Origin of the sequence: Chitinophaga agrisoli (assembly GCF_008386695.1) — a bacterium.
Lineage (GTDB): Bacteria > Bacteroidota > Bacteroidia > Chitinophagales > Chitinophagaceae > Chitinophaga > Chitinophaga agrisoli.
Genome location: NZ_VUOC01000004.1, coordinates 2,940,706 through 2,959,877 on the forward strand (window position 1 = coordinate 2,940,706; position 19,172 = coordinate 2,959,877).

Sequence of the window (19,172 nt, forward strand, 5' to 3'; positions counted from 1 at the left end):
CGTTTTTCTAATTCCGCAAATAAGCGTACATTTGCGTGCAATTATTTTTAAACAGCTCAAATAATTGCAACATGCCTGCGGGAAAATCCAAACCGAAATTTGTAGATGACGGCCTTACATTTGACGATGTACTCCTGGTCCCGGCCTATTCTGAAGTATTACCGAAAGAAGTAAACATCTCCACCCAACTTACCAAGCAATTAAAGCTCAACATACCTATGGTATCTGCTGCCATGGATACGGTTACAGAAGCCAACCTGGCTATTGCATTGGCAAGGGAAGGCGGCATAGGTATACTGCACAAGAATATGTCCATAGAGAAACAGGCGGAGCTGGTGCGCCGGGTGAAACGTAGTGACAACGGCCTGATACTGGATCCCATTACCCTGCAAGCCAACGCTACTATAGGCCAGGCATTGCAGCTGATGAAGGAGAACAGTATTGGTGGTATTCCCATTGTAGATGAGAACAAGAACCTGGCAGGCATCCTGACAAACCGCGATCTTCGCTTTGAAAAGAACATGAAACGCCTGGTGAGCGAAGTAATGACCAGGGACAACCTGGTTACCGCTCCGGAAGGCACTGATCTGAGGAAAGCAGAGAAGATACTCCAAAACAATAAGATCGAGAAACTGCCCGTAGTAAGCAAACAGGGCAAACTGGTGGGCCTCATCACTTACCGTGATATCCTGCAGCTGACAAGCTATCCCAACGCTATAAAAGACGAATACGGCCGCCTGCTGGTTGGCGCCGCACTGGGTATCACCCCGGACGTGCTGGACAGGGCACAGGCGCTGATAAACGTTGGCGTAGACGTAGTTTGCCTGGACAGCTCCCATGGACATTCCATAGCGGTGCTGAACAGCCTGAAGAAATTGAAGAAAGCCTTCCCGAAATTGCAGGTAATTGCTGGTAACGTAGCTACCGGCGATGGCGCCAAAGCCCTGGTAGAAGCTGGCGCAGACGCGGTGAAAGTAGGCGTAGGACCTGGTTCCATCTGTACTACCCGTGTAGTAACAGGCGCAGGTTTTCCGCAGCTGTCCGCCATCCTGAATGCCGCTGAGGCAATTAAGAAATCTGGCGTACCGGTGATCGCAGACGGTGGTATCCGCTACACGGGCGATATGGTAAAAGCCCTTGCAGCAGGCGCTTCCTGCATCATGGCTGGTTCTATATTTGCCGGCGTAGAAGAAAGCCCCGGAGAAACGATCATCTACGAAGGACGTAAATTCAAATCCTACCGCGGTATGGGCTCTGTTGAGGCCATGGTGGAAGGCAGCAAGGACCGTTACTTCCAGGATGAAGACGATATCAAGAAACTGGTACCGGAAGGTATCGTAGGCCGGGTACCTTACAAAGGCACACTCACAGAAGTGATTGCGCAGTTTGTAGGCGGTTTACGCGCTGGTATGGGACTTACAGGTTCCAAAGATATGAAGGCGTTGCAGGCAGCACAGTTCATCAAGATCTCTCCTGCTACTGTAAAAGAAAATCACCCGCATGATGTGGTGATCACCAAAGAGGCGCCAAATTATAGCCGCTAGCTTTTAACCGTTAGCACATGCAATTATTGAGATATCTATATGATATATAAAAGGGCCGGGATTATTCCCGGCCTTTTTTTATGCCCCACAGCGGCCGCGGACAATGTTCTCCCCTCCATCGATTTTTCATGTGCCGTTAACATCAATAGCTTATTTTTGGACACTATAGCATTACATATTTTATGGCTAAACGTAGTATCCATCGGCTCCTTCCTTCGCTGCTGGCCATTTCCAGCGGCTTATTGCTGTGGGCGGCATGGCCCACTTCACCGCTTACCCTGCTTGTTTTTATTGCTTTTATACCGCTGCTGTATTTAACAGATCTGGTGCAAAACCGCTGGGTCTATTTTGGTTGCGTATACCTGGCAATGGTGATATGGAACGTTGCCACCACCTGGTGGGTGGGCAATACGCCGTTACCGGCCAGCGGTATTGCGGCCAATACCATCAATGCGCTGATCATGTGTGTGCCCTGGCTGGGCTTTAAAAATAGCCGCAAACGTTTTGGCGTTACCGGCAGCTATGTAGCCCTGATCGTATACTGGTTAACGTTTGAATATATTCATCTGAACTGGGAGCTGAGCTGGCCCTGGCTAACCCTGGGTAATATCTTTGCCATGCACCCCAACTGGGTACAATGGTATGAATACACCGGCGCCAGCGGCGGCACATTGTGGATCCTGGTGGCCAATATAGCGCTGTACAGCTTTTGGCGGCAGCGGAAAACACTGCAGGCAGTGCCCCTGGGCGCCTATATATGGAAATCAGGCGGGAAACCTATAGCAGTCATCATTGTGCCGTTTTTATTCAGCCTGATGGTCGGGTTTAAAAGCAGTGCGGATACATCACGGGGAAAACCGCTTTCTATAGTGATCGTGCAGCCCAATATCGACCCTTATGATAAATTTGCCGATGGGGCGGAAAACCTGCAGCTGGAGAAATTCCTGTCGCTTACCCGGCAGCAGGTAGACAGCAATACCGCTTATATCGTATGGCCGGAGACCGCGCTGTTCCCGCATGGCGCCTGGGAACATCAGCTCAACGAGCAACCTGCCGTGCAGGCTATCCGTCAGCTGCTGCGCCAATATCCCAAAGCAAAACTGATCACGGGGGCCACTACCCTCAAACGTTATATGAGCAAGGACGAAGCCCCCTACTCTGCCCGGCCGCTGGAAGGCGGCGTTTATTTTGACGCCTTTAATACCGGCCTGCAGATAGATACTTCCAGTGCCATACAGATCTATCATAAATCCAAACTGGTGCCGGGCGTAGAGCTGGTCCCCTATTCCCGTTACCTCACCTTTATGGAGAGCTGGGCATTGGATATGGGTGGCATCACCGGCAGCTACGGACGTACACCCGGTGTGGAAGTACTGGAAAACACAAACGAACACATTAAGGCATTTCCCACTATATGTTATGAGTCCATTTACGGGGAGTTCATTGCGGAACATGTGCGCCTGGGCGCTAACCTGTTATTCATTATCACTAACGACGGCTGGTGGGGTAATACAGAAGGCCACCGCCAGCACCTGCAATACGCCCGGCTGCGGGCTATTGAAACGCGGCGCTGGATCGCGCGCAGCGCCAATACAGGCGTTTCCTGCTTTGTGGACCCCATGGGCAACATAAAGCTGGCCCAGCCGTACTGGGAAGAAGCGGTTATAAAAAGCACTGTAACACCGGGCAATACTTTTACGTTCTATGTGCAATACGGCGATCTCCTGTCAAAGGGAGCGGTGATATTTTGTATCTTGTTAATAGTTTACTCCATTATTCTACGATTTACGAACAGGAAACCATATGTGGAAGGAAATTAACAGTCAAAATGCTATCGGCGCTTACCAGGTAACAGGCGAAGGCGTGCCCCTCGTGCTGATACACGGATTCCCGGAGAACAGCACAGTATGGGCACGGCAGCAAAGCAACCTCCGGGAACATTACTGCGTAATCATTCCGGACCTGCCGGGCAGCGGCAATTCACCGCTTACCTACCCGCTGAGTATAGACAGCATGGCAGATTTCGTACACGCCATCCTGTTAGCAGAAGGGATAGATAAGGCGGTGATCGCAGGACACTCAATGGGCGGATATGTAGCCCTTGCCTTTGCGGAAAAATATCCTGACCAGGTGCTGGGCCTGGGCCTCGTACACTCCACCGCCGCAGCGGATACAGAAGAGAAAAAAGAAGCGCGCCGTAAATCCATTAAACTGATGGAGCAATACGGCAGCGAAGCATTTATAAGGCAAACAGTCCCTAACATGTTCAGCCCTGTTACTAAAACTAAGCAACCGGCGCTGATAGAGGAATTGGTACAAATGGGCATGTTATGCCGCGTGGAAGCCCTGATAGCCTATTATGAAGCCATGATACACCGGCCGGACCGTAAAGCGGTGCTGCAAAAGGCAAATACGCCGGTGCTGTTTGTAATGGGGAAAGATGATAATGCCGTACCTATGGACAGCGTGCTGCCGCAGGTAACCCTCCCTACCCGGAGCAGTATCCATATCCTGGAAAATACTGGTCATATGGGCATGTGGGAAAAGGCGGAAGTGATCACCCTGGTGCTGCGGCAGTTTGTGGAGTTTTGCCAGCTTTGAGATTAACGTTCACCAAATAAATATTAACCCGCTACGTGAAACATCTTTCGTTGCTGATGATATGCCTTGCCTGCGTGTGCATAACACGGGCGTCCCATATTATAGGGGGAGAGATGTACTATCGTTACCTCGGTTCCGGCGGTGCAGGGCAAAGCCGGTACCATATCACCCTGAAGCTTTTCCGGGTATGCGGCCAGAGCGATCCCACCGTAGCATTGATGCCACCCAGCGTTTACTTCGCCATTTTCAGCAAGGATAACGGCAGCCGCATTAACACGCCGCTGGTAGCCCGGAACAAGGCGCTGGATAAGACCGTTACCTCTGCCCTGGTAGACCCCTGTATTGTAAACCCTCCCAGCGTATGTTTTGAGATCGGCATTTTTGAAACGGATGTTACCGTGCCGGATAATGACGGGGGCTATACAGTATCCTTCCAGAGCTGCTGCCGCGATAATTTCATTGAGAATGTAGTGGATACCCGCGTGCCGGGTGATAATAACCGCCCTGGTAACGGCGCTACCTATTATGCCGAGCTGCCCGGCCGTAACAGCGGTATCATCGGCAGCTCCAGCCCGGTGTTTGCCAAAGACCAGGCGGTAGTAATATGCGCCGGTAAGAAATTCAGTTATGATTTTTCTGCCATGGACCCGGACGGCGACCGGCTGGAATATAGCTTCTGCGACGCCTATGGCGGGGGACAAACCACCAATCAAAGCGGCATACCGCCTATTGCCGCAGGCCCTCCTTACGGCAGTTTGCCTTACAAGAATCCTTATTCCGGTGGTAACCCTTTAGGCGCCAGCGCTTTCATCGACCCTAATACCGGCATTATCTCCGGCGTAGCGCCGCCGCCAGGCAAATATGTGATCACCGTATGCGTACGTGAATTCCGGAACAACCAGTTGATAGGCGTGCACCGCAAGGATTTTCACGTAACAGTGACCACCTGTACCCGCCTGGTAACAGCGGCCATGCCGGATAAATATGCGGACTGTAATGGGTATACGATCAACTTCCTTAATAACAGTACCCCGGGCAAGACCTATTTCTGGGATTTTGGCGATGGCGATACCCTCACCACTACCAGCACAGGCGCCTTACAACATACTTACCGCGCGGATGGCGTATATACCGTAAAACTGATCGTGGACCGCCATAGCAGCTGCGGCGACAGCGCCCTGGCCACAGTGTACGTGTACCCGCAGCTGCGGCCGGATTTTAGCTTTAGCGGCCTGTGTACCAATACAAATACGCGTTTCCAGAACACCTCCACCACCACCGGCCGTACAGATGTTATCAACTATTACCGCTGGGATTTTGGAGATGGCAATGCCACTAATGATACCTCCCTGCTAAGCAATCCTGCTTATCAATACCCGGCGGCCGGCAAATACAATGTGCAGCTATTTATACGCACCCGTAATGGCTGCGAGCGTACCATATTTGATACCGTCTCCATCTACGACAAACCACCGCTGTTCACCACCAGCGATACGCCTATATGCCGCAATGATGCCCTGCAATTAAGGGCCTCCAGCATTACGCCCGGCTCTTTTACATGGACGCCCAATAACTACTATATAACCGGCGCCAATACCGCCACTCCCACCGTGAGCCCGCAGCTGGATACGGCCTATACCGTTACCTTCAGCGATGGCACAGGCTGCGTGAACAGTCAGCGGGTGGCGATTGATGTAAAGGATTTCCTGCTGGTGCGCGCCATGCCTGACAGCACCGTTTGCACCGGCGATACCATCAAACTGCAATCAATGGCGGACGGGCCTTACCAGTTTACCTGGTGGGATCTGAATACCAATACCATCGTGGGCGACAAACTTATTTCGCCGGTAGTGCCGCTACCGCCCAGTTCCTCCTATGGTATACAGGTAACGCTGGGCTCCTGTACCGCATGGGATTCTCTGAACCTGAAAGTAGTAGACCCGCCAAAGGCTTTTGCCGGTAATGATACTACCATCTGTTATGGCGACCAGATCACCTTAAGGGCCACTGGCGGCAGCATTTACCAGTGGACGCCAACCAACCTGGTAAACAGTCCCACGCGGTCCATAACCACTACCCGGCCTACCGCCACTACCGATTTTATTGTAACGGTGAGGGATGTACTGGGCTGTCCCAAACCGGTGAACGATACCGTACAGATAACCGTAATACCGCCAGTGCCGGCTTTTGCGGGCAACGATACCATCCTGATAAAGGATCTGCCTTTCCGGCTGCATGCCACTGGCGGCGTACGGTATGTATGGACGCCGGTAGACGGGTTGGATAACCCTGCCATTGACTCCCCACTGACCAATATTAACCGCGATTTTGTCTATACCGTTACGGTGTATACTCCCGAAGGCTGTCATGGTACAGACGATATACGCCTCCGTTTTATCGTGGGCCCGGATATTTATATCCCCACCGGTTTCTCGCCTAACGGGGATGGCCTGAACGATGTTTTCCGTCCGCTGCCGGTAGGCATTGTGCACATGGACTTCTTCCGGGTGTTTGACCGCTGGGGTAAACTGATGTATACCAACGTGGAATATATGAAAGGTTGGGATGGTACGTTTGGCGGACAACCTGCTGCAATTGGCACTTATGTTTGGGTAGTACAAGGCCAGGATATACATGGAAACACCGTTTTGCGCAAAGGCACTGTAACCCTTGTACGGTAAGGCATTGATAACTTCCCGTTAACAAAAAAATCATTTCATGGATTGGCTGAATTTTAGTAAATTCAGAGAGGCCTGTGCCCCCATACATGAGCAAAATTTTCCTCCTCGTTCTTGGCTGCATGATCCACGTTGAAGCAGTTGCATACCATATAATTGGCGGGGAGATGTATTATCAAACCGTAGGCTATAACGCCGCTACCGGACAATACCGGTACGCCATCACCCTCAAGCTCTACCGCGATGCAGATTTTACCTGCGGCGACCGGCAAGGTTGCCTGGACCGTTTTGAGAATCCCGTTACCATCAACATCTACAATGCTGCCGGCCAGCGCGTAACATCCCCCGTACAGCTGTATATCCAATCCACCAAACCCATGTTCGATACGCTGAAGAATCCCTGCCTGTCGCCGCAAACGCAGCACCTGGAAGCAGCGTTCTACCGGGATACCATCAATCTTACGCCCACTTACGGAGGATATTATATTGCCTATCAGCGTTGCTGCCGCGGTGAGCACCTGGCTAATATCTACAGCTCTGAACAGGAAGGCAGCACCTATTACACGACCATCCCCGGTACCGAAAGCCGGCCCAATAATAACAGCGCTTATTTTAATAAGGATGAGGCGATCGTGATCTGCGGCAGCTTCTCTTTTGAATACGATTACGCCGCCTATGATGAAGATGGCGACAGCCTTACTTACAACCTTTGCGGCGCCTTAACCGGCGGCTCTTCCCGGAACGAGGCCAACGCCACCAACCCGCCGCCCTATAATGACCTCGTGAACTATATTCCACCCTATTCGGGCGCTAATCCCATGGGCGGTAATCCCCGCATCTCCATTGACAACAAGGGCATGCTCTCCGGCACGCCAGACCGGGTGGGCAAATATGTAGTATCCGTATGTGTAAATGAATATGACCGGGCTACCAGGCGGCTGATAGGCACCCATCATAAGGATATATTGCTCACGGTATTTAACTGCAGCTCCAACGTGCGGGCCAATCTGCAGCAGGTGCTGAATAACTGTATTGACTCCGCTGACCTGCGCGTGGCCATTCCCAATTTCAGCAATGCAGGTTATACCTCCAGCTTCTACTGGAATTTTGGCGATGGTACTGATACCACCACCTACACTAAAGACATCTTCTTCCACCAATACCCCGATACAGGCAGCTATAAGCTGAAACTGGTGGTAAACCGCGGCCTGCCCTGTGTAGACAGCAGTGAAGGACTCGTAAACAATTACCCGGGCTTACGTGCCGGCTACACCGTTATGGGCCAATGCGCCCGGAACCCGGTGCTTTTCCGGGATACCTCGTCGTATACTTACGGCAAAATCACCGCTTATAAATGGGATATGGGCATGCCTAATGGCGCTGCCAACGGCCGGCGCATTAACTGGACCTTCCCGGAAGGCGGCGTATATACCGTTACCCTGAACCTGGAAACGGACAAGGGTTGCAGCAAATCCTTCACGCAGAATGTCACCATGTATGAGGTAAGGCCTTTTGCCGGTAATGATACCATACTAGCCAGGGGGCAGCAATTGCCCCTGCACGGCAGCGGCGGGGAATTTTACGCCTGGCAGCCAGGTACAGGGCTTAGCGCCACCAATATCCCGGACCCGGTGGTAACCTGGGACGAAGACATACAATACCTGCTGAAAGTATCCAACCAACAGGGCTGTGTAGGGTATGACAGCATCAGCATAAAATACTTTGCAGGCCCCGATATCTATATCCCCAATGCTTTTACCCCTAATGGCGACGGGGTGAATGACCGCTTCCGGTTTATACCGGTAGGCATTATCGAATATGATTACTTCCGTATCTATAACCGCTGGGGACAGGAAATATTCAATTCCGTTGATTTCCGCAACGGCTGGGATGGGATGGTAGGCGGGCGGCCCGCCTCTTCAGATACGTATATCTGGATCCTGTCCGGCAAGGACCTGAACGGGCAGTCCGTAGAGAAAAAGGGAACCGTTACTTTAGTCCGGTAGCCCTAACCCCATACCACTTATGCACTGCAGGCAGTATCTTAGCAGCCTCATTTCAAAAATCATCTACCCAATGGCTATAATATTGATCACCGGCGCAACTGCCGGCTTTGGTAAGGCTTGTGCGGAAAAATTTGCACAGAATGGCAATGACCTCATTATTACAGGGCGCAGACAGGAGCGGCTAAACGATCTGCAGACAACACTGGAAAAGCAATACGGTATCAAGGTACTCCCCCTGGCTTTTGACGTACGGGACCAAAAAACCGTGAGCACCGTGCTGGGCGGCATACCGGAAAACTGGAAAAAGGTGAGCGTACTGGTGAATAATGCAGGCCTGGCCGCAGGGCTTAGCAGCATAGAGGAAGGCGATCTCAATGACTGGGAAGAAATGATAGACACCAATGTAAAGGGATTGCTCTACGTATCCCGTGCGGTGATACCCTGGCTCATAGATCAGCGGAAAGGCCATATCATCAACCTGGGCTCCATAGCCGGCAGCCAGGTATATGCCAAAGGCAATGTATACTGCGCCAGCAAGGCCGCGGTGGCCGCCCTTTCCAAAGGCATGCGGATAGACCTGTTGCCTTACGGCATTAAGGTAACGGATGTACAGCCGGGCGCTGCGGAAACGGAGTTTTCCCTGGTGCGTTTTAAGGGCAATGAAGACAAAGCCAAAGGCGTATACCAGGGTTTAAAGCCTTTAAGTGCTGAAGATGTGGCAGATGTGATCTATTACTGCGCCACCTTGCCGCCGCATGTGTGCATTAACGAGCTGGAAATTACGCCGCTGCAGCAGGCAAGCGCTTACTATTATCACCGTGTGTAACGGCTGATAGTAATTTGCTTTTTACAGATAGAATATTAGCGCGCTACTATACCTGTGACTGCATATTGACAGTAATTTGCTCTTACAGATGAGAAAATTAATATCTGTGTAAATGCAGGCCAATGCCGGTTTTTACCCGCTAAAGATTGATAGGAATTTGCCTTTTGCAGATGAAAAATTGATCTTTTCACGGAATTAATTTAACATTAAGGTGTGATTTTATAATTTATAATATTTGAATATATTTGAGAGAATTCATATATTTGAAACGACATTATTTTATCTGTTACAGTGTTTAAGGCTATGCTAACTATCCTATAATCTATAACCTAATCCCTATGCTTACATTCGTAACCGTTTTACTGCTACGCCTGTACTATCCCAGGTGGAAAGCAGAATGGCGCTACTACTACGAGAGATCAAGGCGGAATAACTATGGCCGCTGGGCCATGGGCAAAGACTGGGAAGATGCGAAAGGCTACTCCCTGAGCTACAGCTGAGTATGAAAATGTAGAGCAACTTTCTTAAAGGGCTGACCGGTAACTGGTCGGCCCTTTTTTATTACGGTTAGCTGACGTGTACCCCGGAAACTATCATATTTTAGGTTTTTGTTCTAGGCATTTAGTGCTAATTTTGCGGCGGAAAAATGAAAAAATTAGAAATATATGTCTTCAAAAGCTGCGCCTGATATTGTGTTAATTGGAGCAGGCATCATGAGCGCCACCCTGGGAGTACTTCTTAAGAAATTGCAACCGGAACTGACCATTGACATTTATGAACGGCTGGATGTGATTGCCGGTGAAAGCTCTGACGCCTGGAATAATGCCGGTACAGGCCACTCCGCCTTCTGTGAGCTGAATTACACGCCTGAACGCCCTGATAACAGCGTGGACATTTCCAAGGCCATTAAGATTGCGGAATCTTTTGAAATATCCAAAGAGTTCTGGGCATTCCTGCTCAACCAGGGATATCTTAAATCGCCGGAGTCCTTTATCCGCAGCGTGCCGCATATCAGCTTTGTATGGGGCGAGGATAATGTATCCTATTTACAGAAGCGGCAGCAGGGCCTGGAAGGCAGCCCCCTCTTTAAGGGCATGCAGTATTCTGAAGACCCGGCTGTGCTGGCAAAATGGATGCCGCTGGTAATGGAAGGCCGCGATCCTGCCCAGCAGGTAGCCGCCACCCGTATGGAGGCCGGTACAGATGTGAACTTTGGCGCCCTCACCCGCCAGCTGTGTAACTACCTGCGGGAGCAGAAAGGCGTTACCCTCTACACCGCCCACGAAGTAAAGGATATTGAGCAGCAGGAAGACGGGCGCTGGCATATTACCGTAAAAAATGCCACTACCAATAAGAAAAGGACCGTTAAGACCAAATTCGTATTTATAGGCGCCGGCGGCGGCTCCCTGCCCCTGCTGGAAAAATCCGGCATACCGGAAGGCAAAGGCTTTGGCGGTTTCCCCGTAAGCGGCCAGTGGCTGATCTGTAATAACCCGGAAGTGATTGACAAACATGCCGCCAAGGTATATGGTAAGGCTGCCGTAGGCGCGCCTCCCATGTCTGTACCGCACCTGGATACCCGGGTAATTGACGGTAAAAAGGCGCTGCTGTTTGGCCCTTATGCCGGTTTCTCCACCAAGTTCCTGAAACACGGTTCCTACCTGGACTTACCGCTTTCCATCAAATACTATAACATCCGCCCCATGCTGGCGGCTGGTTTTGATAATATTCCCCTGACCAAATACCTGATAGAGCAAGTACGCCAATCACCGGAAGACCGTTTGGAAGCGCTGCGGGCTTTTGTACCGGACGCCAAAATGGAAGACTGGGACCTGGAAACTGCCGGTCAGCGTGTACAGGTGATCAAAAAAGACCCCAAACACGGCGGCGTACTGGAGTTTGGTACAGAAGTGGTGAGCGCGGCAGACGGTACGATTGCCGCTTTACTGGGCGCATCTCCCGGCGCATCTACCGCCGTATCCATTATGCTGGACCTGCTGGGCCGTTGCTTTAAAAGCCAGCTGGCTACCCCGGAATGGCAGGCTAAACTGAAAGAGATGATCCCCTCCTACGGTCAGAAGCTGGCGGATAACCCGGCATTCTGCGAGGAGATCCGGAACCATACCAGCAAGGTGCTGAAGCTGAAAGGCGTGAGAGAAGAAGCGCTGGCAGAGACTTACTAAGTAAGATTAGTATATAAAAAAGAAAGGGGCNNGCCCCTTTCTTTTTTATATACTGTATATCTTATTGCGCCAGCATAAACCGTAGCGTTATCCCGCCCCTGGTATTGGTAATGGGATATGCAGTGGATATTACCGGTATCGTCTGTCGTCGGTCATAGAAGAAGCGCAGGTTCAACCGGTTATTGACCACATAGTCTATGGATGGCGCTATGCCTATCACCTTCTGACCGCTGGTGGGTATGACAAGATCGGCATCCAGCCGGTTATTGACCGTTTTATCATCCCGGTAACTCAGGTCCAGCCTAAAGTTCATATCATTTTCTAACTTCTTGCCGCCGTCCTTACCTATCTTAAACGGCAGCGGGAAACCACGCATACGGTAACCACCGCCTATCACGATCTCCGTAGAGCGCAGCTCTGTAAGCTGGTAATCGATCAGGCTTAAGCTAAGGGAGCGGCTTTTCCTGAATTCCACGCGGCAGTTAAGGCTATTGGTAAAGGTCATATCAAAGCCTATCAACGGCGCAAACTGCTCTGTCATGGTCAGGTTGGGCACCAGGAAATAAGGTATGTAGTTGCCGGACACGGTATCCACAAAACCAGGCACACCCAGTAAACGGGGATCCTCGAAAAGCAGGGCCGTATTATAGGAGTTCATGGCCAGCGTACCGGTATAGGCATGCGTAAGCACAAAGTTGGTGAATATATTACGGAACGGCTCCAGCTTGGTTAAACCGTTATAGGTAATGCGCCAGTTAGGCTTAGGTATAAAATTACTGAACGGGTTGCTGCGCACATTGGCATTGCCCTGTTTAAGCAGGCCTATCTTTTCCGGGTCTTTACCGGTATAGGCGGCCAGGAAGGCTGGTATCAGCACATCCTGCGCATAACGGCTGTAACCGTAGTAGTAGCCGGGATCCTTGGTGTTCTGGGTAGGCGTGCCCGGAACGCTGTTATACGGGTTGGCCGTAGCCAGCCTGCGGGAAATAGCCAGGCGGTAGTCTTCAAAGTTCTTGAACGTTTTTGACATGCCGCTTTCCGCATCAATCTTACCAAACAGCGTTTTAATGGCCACATAAGTGATCTCAAAACCACCTGCATCATAGGGGCTCAGGTGCTCAAACCCAAGCACATTCCCAAAGCTGTCGGTAGCGTTCTTGAACAGTTCTGTATGCGTTTTGGTAAATGATTTGGTGATATTCAGGTCAATACGCAGGTCCGGTACCGGTTCCAGCTGTGCCTGCGCATCCAGGCGCTGGGTGAACTGTTGCTGGAACTGTACGTTGAACAGGGTATCCGGCGTCACCAGCCCTTTCTTGGCAAAATTATCCAGCCAGGCTTTGTTGGGCTGTGCCCCCAGTACAAACCCGATACCAGGCGCCATGGAGGCCCAGTTCATACCCAGGACCTTAGTACTGTCTATATAACCTGGCAGGCGGGTACCGGCATTTTCTGTATAGTTGATGGCAATACGTTTCACGGACAGCAGCGGTCTGAGGGCAGCTTTCACCAGGGCAGGCAGCTCGTCATCATTATCATCTTTTTTCTGCGGTTGCTGCTGTTTATTCTGGTTGTTCTGCATATTCTGTCCCTGCTGGTTCCGGTTATTATTGTTACCGGAGGAGCCCGTGGTATTGACCTTCTTCAGGAATTTGGACTTATTATACAGTTCGGAGAACTTGAATTCTGCCGTTACTGTTTTGTTCTGCGTGTTCTCGATGGCGTTACCCAGTTCCAGGGCCAGGCGGGAGGCGCCCGTCCACCGGTATTCCGTATTATAACCCAGGGCGATATTGGTCCAGCTGAGCAGCGGGAACTTGCTGGTGGGCAGCGTATACGTTACGTTCAGGGAGTGGAAGTAGTTGGTGGTACGGCCAAACTTGAACAGGTTGCTGCGCACGCTGTCTTTCTTTTCTTTGGTATCAATACGGCCGGCCGGTTCATCGATACGGGCATTGTTCACCGCATTGAAATCGAAGGTAAGGCTGCGGCTCAGGTCCCATTTTAACCCGTAGTAACGGTCAAAAGTGAAGAACTTATTATAGGTTTCCGGCAGCTTATAAGTGCCATCACCGCCTACGTTACGGATCCGGGTAGCGCCAAACTGGCGGGTAATATCCGCGCGGAAGCTAACGATGGAAGGCACGTAGTTAAAGTTGAAGTCGCGGACCAGGTCCAGCCAGTGGCTCTTGCTCTTAAACAGCTTCTTGAACGGCGTTATGAACTTGCTTTGGCCGGCATAGTTATATCCCAGGCCACCGCGGTGTTTCGTGAGCACATCGCTTTCTATGAGCGGGTTATGGCTGTTGGTTTGCGAGTAGGAGTAACTGAGATCAATGTTCTCTATGCTCCAGGGTTTCAGCGTGCCGCCACCCTGGTTAAGCTTACGTACATTGGTAAAGTTCAGGCTCTTGATGGCGGTGAAGTCCTGCGCATCTCGTTTGATGGAATCCCGCTCCGCCGAGGTACGGGCCAGCCGCAATTTATCCTTTAGCTTAATATCCAGGTCGTAAGGGTCGTATTCCGGGTTGCTCACCGCCTGGGAGTAACCGGCGTATACCGGTACGGAGATAGACGCTTTCTTGGGCAGCAGTTTACCCAGGTCCAGGTTGGCCGCTACGTCATATTGCAGGTAGTCATCACGGAAGCGCTCATTTACCCGCTGGTCAATGGCGCCAAAACCGGCGGTGTGCATGTTGCCGGATACGCTTACCGTACCCAGGTCTGCCAGCTGCACGTCCATCCTGGCCATGGCGGCATAACCGCCTTTTTCATCAAAGTCCGTGAGACGCATTTCATTGAACCACACTTCTGTACATTTGGAAATACCGTCGTCCTTGGGATTGTACACGCCTATCATCACGCTCCTTACATCGCCCAGGTTGGGGTTACCCACCACGGTGATATAGTTGCCGCCGTCTGCCTCTGTATACGGCGTAAGCGGCGAACAGGAGTCGCACAGATTACGGCGCTGCTTCACATTGGCCAGTTTGGCCAGCTCCAGGTCCAGGTTATTAGCTTCCGGCCAGATGGAGTTCGGGTCTGTAGTATTCCATTGCGTTACCTTCAGCGGTATCTGGTATTCATAATAGTTGCTTACAAAATCACTACCCAAACGTATAATGGCCCTTATTTCGCCATCCTTCAGGGAGGCGGCGTTCTCTACCGCCTCTGCGTGAATGTACATCTGCAGCCTTTTATACTGGCGCATATCCAGACCCAGGTTCTTGTAGATGCCGCGGTTGTCATTATCCTTCAGGTTACACACCTGCATAGACAGTGCCTGCTCATTCAGCTGCAGGGTGGTATTGTTGGTGCTGATGGTATTCTGACGGGTTACGCCCGGCGGTATCACATACGGGATAGGTCTGCGGGAAGAGTTCTCTTCGATGTTCACCGCAGTGGTATTGAAACTGGTGGATGGATCGTTGGGCACCGGATCCCCGGGTTGCAGGCGGTACTGGTACTGGCGCCAGGTGTTACGCACCAGGTCCAGCTTGGCAAAACGCACCACTACAGAGTCAGAGAAGCCGGTAAGGAACATACGCATAAAACGGATGGACTTAAAGTCCGGTATGCTGCCCACACGGGAGTCATAACTGTTCACCGGTACTTTGAACTGGTACCAGATCTCCTGTTTCTTATTACCATCCGGCGGATTGTCTACATTGGCGGTGATCTTATCCACCACGTAGTTGGTACCGATATCCATATTGGGCTTCAGCTCCACACGGTACTGGAAGTATTCTTCCGTTTCGTTCATGGTATTATCCCGGTTCAGGTCTTCTGTTTCCGGTATGTTACTGGCGGCGGAAGAGTACTGCGAGTTGCCGGTAGATACGGGGGAGTTGCCTTCCGGGTTGCTGAATCTTTTATAACGCTGCAGGATGGAGAGGCGGTCACGATCATAATCATCGCCACGGTAATGATGGTAATCATCATTGGCGGGATCGGCCTCCGCCTGCTGGTAGATAGCGGAGCCACGGCCAAAGCTCGCTTCTAGCTGGGCCAGGTAGTTCTTGTAAAAATTCTTCTCATCATCCTCACCGCCGTTAGAGCGTACGCCATCATAACCTACGTCCTGGTAAGCGCGGATATTAGGATCGTTATCAAAGGCCTGGGTGAGCTGCTGCTGGTATTTAGGAATGCGGCCCCAGTGCGAAGAGTCCAGCTGGTTGGCATTGGTATTAGGATTCGGCAATCCGTTCTCAAAGAACTTGCGGGAGTCCTTCAGCACATCCTCAGAGATATTACCCAGGTTAAAATAAAGCTGGCCACCGGTGCTGTTAGGATTATTAATAAAAGGATCCTGGATCCAGAACTCGATGAACTCTACGTTAGCCGTTTCAAAGTCGCTGTTATCAATGGAGCGCATTACGCCGGCCCATTTCTGTTGCGGGCGCTGCAACTTACCGTTACGGTCAATATCAGACGGCAGGTGGGAGAAGTTATACGGGCCTCTCTCCGTTGGATAGTAGGCCAGGTCAAGGGTACTGAGCTGGCTTTGTCCAAAGTCCGTGGAGCGGTTAGGAAATACCTCTTTCTGGTATACCAGGCGCACACGGGAGTCGCTCTGCTCTGTAGGCGTAATATTATTAGGCAGCCCCGGTGATTTGGGGATCTGCAGCGTAGGCTCGATGATATACCAGGCCAGTTTAGCCCTGTTTTTACCATAGTCCAGGGAGTCGTTCAGATTAGCTTCCGGGAACATGATGTTACCATTGGCGTCTGTAGCGCCGCTCGGGGTAGAGGCCAGGATCCAGCTGGTGGCCGGGAATTTAAGGTCGTACCCGTTCTGGGAGCCCTCAAAATCATCGATGAACACCTGGCCGCTGCTGCTGCCGGCAGCATCTACCAGCTTACTATGGCCGGGGAACAGCCGCGCCACCTCACCGGTAAACAGGATGTTGGACGGCGTGGTGGTGCTATAGTTAGGCAGTTTATCCAGCAGGCGGGTCAGCCCTTTCCATTCTGAATTATAGTTTACGTCCAGGCCATACACGGTGTTACTGATGGGGTCTTCCCCGTAGTTCACTTTCTGATAGTAGGGCCGTTCGCTCATCTTCACCATGGTACCGCCCAGGCTTAACTTATCATTTACGATATAATCCAGGCGGGTGCCAAAATAGTTGCGTACCTGCTGGCCAAAAAGTGCGTTGTTCTCAAACTGCACATTGATGGGTACCCCGGCGGCCAGTACGCCACTGTTGATGATCTTCAGGCGGCCCAGGTTATAGTCAATAATATAATCCACATTCTCGCGCAGCTGTTGCCCGCCGGCGGTCACCTGTACGGAGCCGGGCGGAATGTTATACCCCAGCTGTATTTCTGAGGAGTTGGCAGATTTATAGGACCCTTTCAGCACATAGCGGTTCAGCTGCGGGAACTGTTGGGCCACTACTTTAATAGAGTCATACAGTACGTTGTAGAGGTATTGTTTTTCCAGCGTGGCATTGCCGCCAAAGGCTTTTCGCAGGCCGTCCGCAAAAGGCTCTAGTTGAGGGAACATCACCCGGCCATCCTGGGAATTGATGGTATAACCTTCCACATAATCAAATACCCCATCTGGCTGGGGATCGTTCTGGTTATTAAGGCGGTCCAGGTTCAGGATGGTGATAATGGGGGCCCCGGCAAATTCGCCCTGGGCATCCGGTATATAACGTTTATCACTGGGAGCGCGGTCCTGGGTGCCAGGGTCCTTATAGTACACATCCAGTTTAAAGTCCTGCCGGTTTAGCTGAAAGGCATCCGTAGAATAGATGTTCTTCATCATCAGGTCCCAGATAGGCAGGGCCGGACGGGCGGAGGTGGCTTTCAGCAATTTCAGGAACAGTATCTGCTGGTTGGCGCTATTGTTCTGGTCCGGCGGTACGTCCTGGGAGAACTCACCCACCTGGAATACGCGGCCGTTATAGGTGTATTGATAGGCTACGGCCAGCACTTCATCCGGCTGCAGCTGCGCTTTTAACGATATATACCCCAATTGCCGGTTCACGGTATAGTCCGTGGAATCCAGCTTACGGGCAAAGGTCTTTTCAAATTCCTGTACTGGTTTTAACCCCAGGCCCAATAAACGGCTCACGACCGTACCGGAAAAACGGGAGGCCGGGTCGTTGGCCAACTGGCTAAACAGGTTATTGGTAGCGTTGTTGGGCAGTTTGGAATTGGTCTGCACCGTCAGGGTGGTGTTATAAGGTTTGTACTCCGCCAGGTCCATCAAACCTACTACGTCGCGGGTTTGGGTGGTAGCCCCGGTTTTGTTGGTCACCCACACCTCTATACGGTTCACATAGGCCAGTGATTTGGTCACCGGCAGGTTAGACATGTTGTAGTTGAACGTATCGCGGAAGAACTGGGCCAGCAGGAAGTGCCGGTTATCCTCATACTGGTCTGCCCGGATGGTGAAATCCTGGGTTTGGGTACCGCCTTTGAGCATTACGTTCTGCTTCTGCGATTTCTGGTTAGACAGTACGCTGGTAACGGTCAGGCGGCCAAACTGCAGCTGGGTTTTAATACCAAAAAGGGACTGCACCCCGGAAATAAGCTGGCTGCGTAAGGGAAAACTTACGTTACCAGCCTCTATCTTCTTGATGATCTCATCGTCATAACCGGTATATTCCAGCTTGATCTGGTTCTCAAAATCAAAAGTAGACTGTGTATTGTAGTTGGTAATGAGTTTCAGCTTATCCCCTATCTTACCCGTCACGTTCATGTTGATGTTCATGTCGAAATCAAAGCCCCCGTTCTTACGCGCCTGTTCTACCAGCACGGGGTTCTTGATATTCTGACCCTGGTAACCAAAGGTGAGGTCCAGGCTACCTTGCGGGCGGATATCCACCTTGCTGCCGCCAAAAACACGGTCAAACAGGCTATTGCCGCTGTTCAGGAGCGGCCCGGAGCCAATCTGGTTAAGACTGCCCAGGGTAGACGCTCTTTTTTGCCAATAGCTCTGTTCGCTTTGCTGGTTCTGTAATTTATAGAACTCGTCAAAGCTCATATAGGTAGGATTACGGTAGTACTGGTCGCCTATTTTTTCCGTAACGGTATATTGCTTGGTAACCGGGTCATACACCACCTCCTTTTTGATGGCGGCGGGGTCCTTTAGATCAATGGCATTTTTTACGGGATCGGTAATAGTGGTACCGTACCGGTCTTTAAGCGGGTATTTGAGGGTGTCCTGTTTTTGGGTAGTATCCTTTGCGGTTGTATCTGATTTCCAGGTTACATTATGGTATTTAAAGCTTCCCGAACGATCCCTTGCGGCAGTGTCAAGAATAAAAAAAGATACGACGCCTATTACTGCAAAAGCACTTAAATATGTCTTTTTTGCCAAG

The 19,172-nt window shown here is 51.2% G+C and carries 9 protein-coding genes; 8 read left to right on the forward strand and 1 reads right to left on the reverse strand.

Going from position 1 to position 19,172, the window contains the following annotated elements; all coding sequences use genetic code 11:
* The first annotated feature begins 71 nt into the window (after positions 1-71).
* The 8 genes from guaB (at position 72) to F0L74_RS30745 (ending at position 11,838) form a co-directional block, all read left to right on the forward strand.
* Positions 72-1,544: an IMP dehydrogenase gene (guaB, locus tag F0L74_RS30715; RefSeq protein WP_149841704.1), complete on the forward strand. Its 1,473-nt coding sequence runs from the start codon at positions 72-74 to the stop codon at positions 1,542-1,544.
* A gap of 182 nt (positions 1,545-1,726) precedes the next feature.
* Positions 1,727-3,364, forward strand: coding sequence for an apolipoprotein N-acyltransferase (gene lnt / locus F0L74_RS30720; RefSeq protein WP_149841705.1), 1,638 nt, complete (start codon positions 1,727-1,729; stop codon positions 3,362-3,364).
* Positions 3,348-4,145 (forward strand): alpha/beta fold hydrolase, encoded by a 798-nt coding sequence (locus tag F0L74_RS30725; RefSeq protein ID WP_149841706.1) that lies wholly within the window; start codon positions 3,348-3,350, stop codon positions 4,143-4,145. Before lnt ends, F0L74_RS30725 begins: the two co-directional genes overlap by 17 nt.
* Before the next feature lie 113 nt (positions 4,146-4,258).
* Entirely contained in the window at positions 4,259-6,826 is a 2,568-nt protein-coding gene (locus F0L74_RS30730) for a PKD domain-containing protein (protein ID WP_188316236.1), read from the forward strand.
* 164 nt (positions 6,827-6,990) lie between these two features.
* A complete protein-coding gene (locus F0L74_RS30735; RefSeq protein WP_188316237.1) occupies positions 6,991-8,829 on the forward strand; it encodes a PKD domain-containing protein in 1,839 nt (612 codons plus the stop codon).
* A gap of 70 nt (positions 8,830-8,899) precedes the next feature.
* Entirely contained in the window at positions 8,900-9,655 is a 756-nt protein-coding gene (locus F0L74_RS30740; protein WP_149841709.1) for an SDR family NAD(P)-dependent oxidoreductase, read from the forward strand.
* 338 nt (positions 9,656-9,993) lie between these two features.
* Positions 9,994-10,155: a hypothetical protein gene (locus F0L74_RS33460; protein ID WP_188316238.1), complete on the forward strand. Its 162-nt coding sequence runs from the start codon at positions 9,994-9,996 to the stop codon at positions 10,153-10,155.
* 165 nt (positions 10,156-10,320) lie between these two features.
* Positions 10,321-11,838, forward strand: coding sequence for a malate:quinone oxidoreductase (locus tag F0L74_RS30745; protein ID WP_149841710.1), 1,518 nt, complete (start codon positions 10,321-10,323; stop codon positions 11,836-11,838).
* Positions 11,839-11,899: 61 nt separating this feature from the next.
* Here F0L74_RS30745 and sov read toward each other — a convergent pair whose 3' ends face one another.
* Positions 11,900-19,171 (reverse strand): T9SS outer membrane translocon Sov/SprA, encoded by a 7,272-nt coding sequence (gene sov / locus F0L74_RS30750; RefSeq protein ID WP_149841711.1) that lies wholly within the window; start codon positions 19,169-19,171, stop codon positions 11,900-11,902.
* Position 19,172: the final 1 nt, after the last annotated feature.

Coding starts and splice junctions, on each gene's coding strand:
- guaB (WP_149841704.1), top strand. CDS start 72: ATGCCTGCGGGAAAATCCAAACCGAAATTTGTAGATGACGGCCTTACA.
- lnt (WP_149841705.1), top strand. CDS start 1,727: ATGGCTAAACGTAGTATCCATCGGCTCCTTCCTTCGCTGCTGGCCATT.
- F0L74_RS30725 (WP_149841706.1), top strand. CDS start 3,348: ATGTGGAAGGAAATTAACAGTCAAAATGCTATCGGCGCTTACCAGGTA.
- F0L74_RS30730 (WP_188316236.1), top strand. CDS start 4,259: ATGTACTATCGTTACCTCGGTTCCGGCGGTGCAGGGCAAAGCCGGTAC.
- F0L74_RS30735 (WP_188316237.1), top strand. CDS start 6,991: ATGTATTATCAAACCGTAGGCTATAACGCCGCTACCGGACAATACCGG.
- F0L74_RS30740 (WP_149841709.1), top strand. CDS start 8,900: ATGGCTATAATATTGATCACCGGCGCAACTGCCGGCTTTGGTAAGGCT.
- F0L74_RS33460 (WP_188316238.1), top strand. CDS start 9,994: ATGCTTACATTCGTAACCGTTTTACTGCTACGCCTGTACTATCCCAGG.
- F0L74_RS30745 (WP_149841710.1), top strand. CDS start 10,321: ATGTCTTCAAAAGCTGCGCCTGATATTGTGTTAATTGGAGCAGGCATC.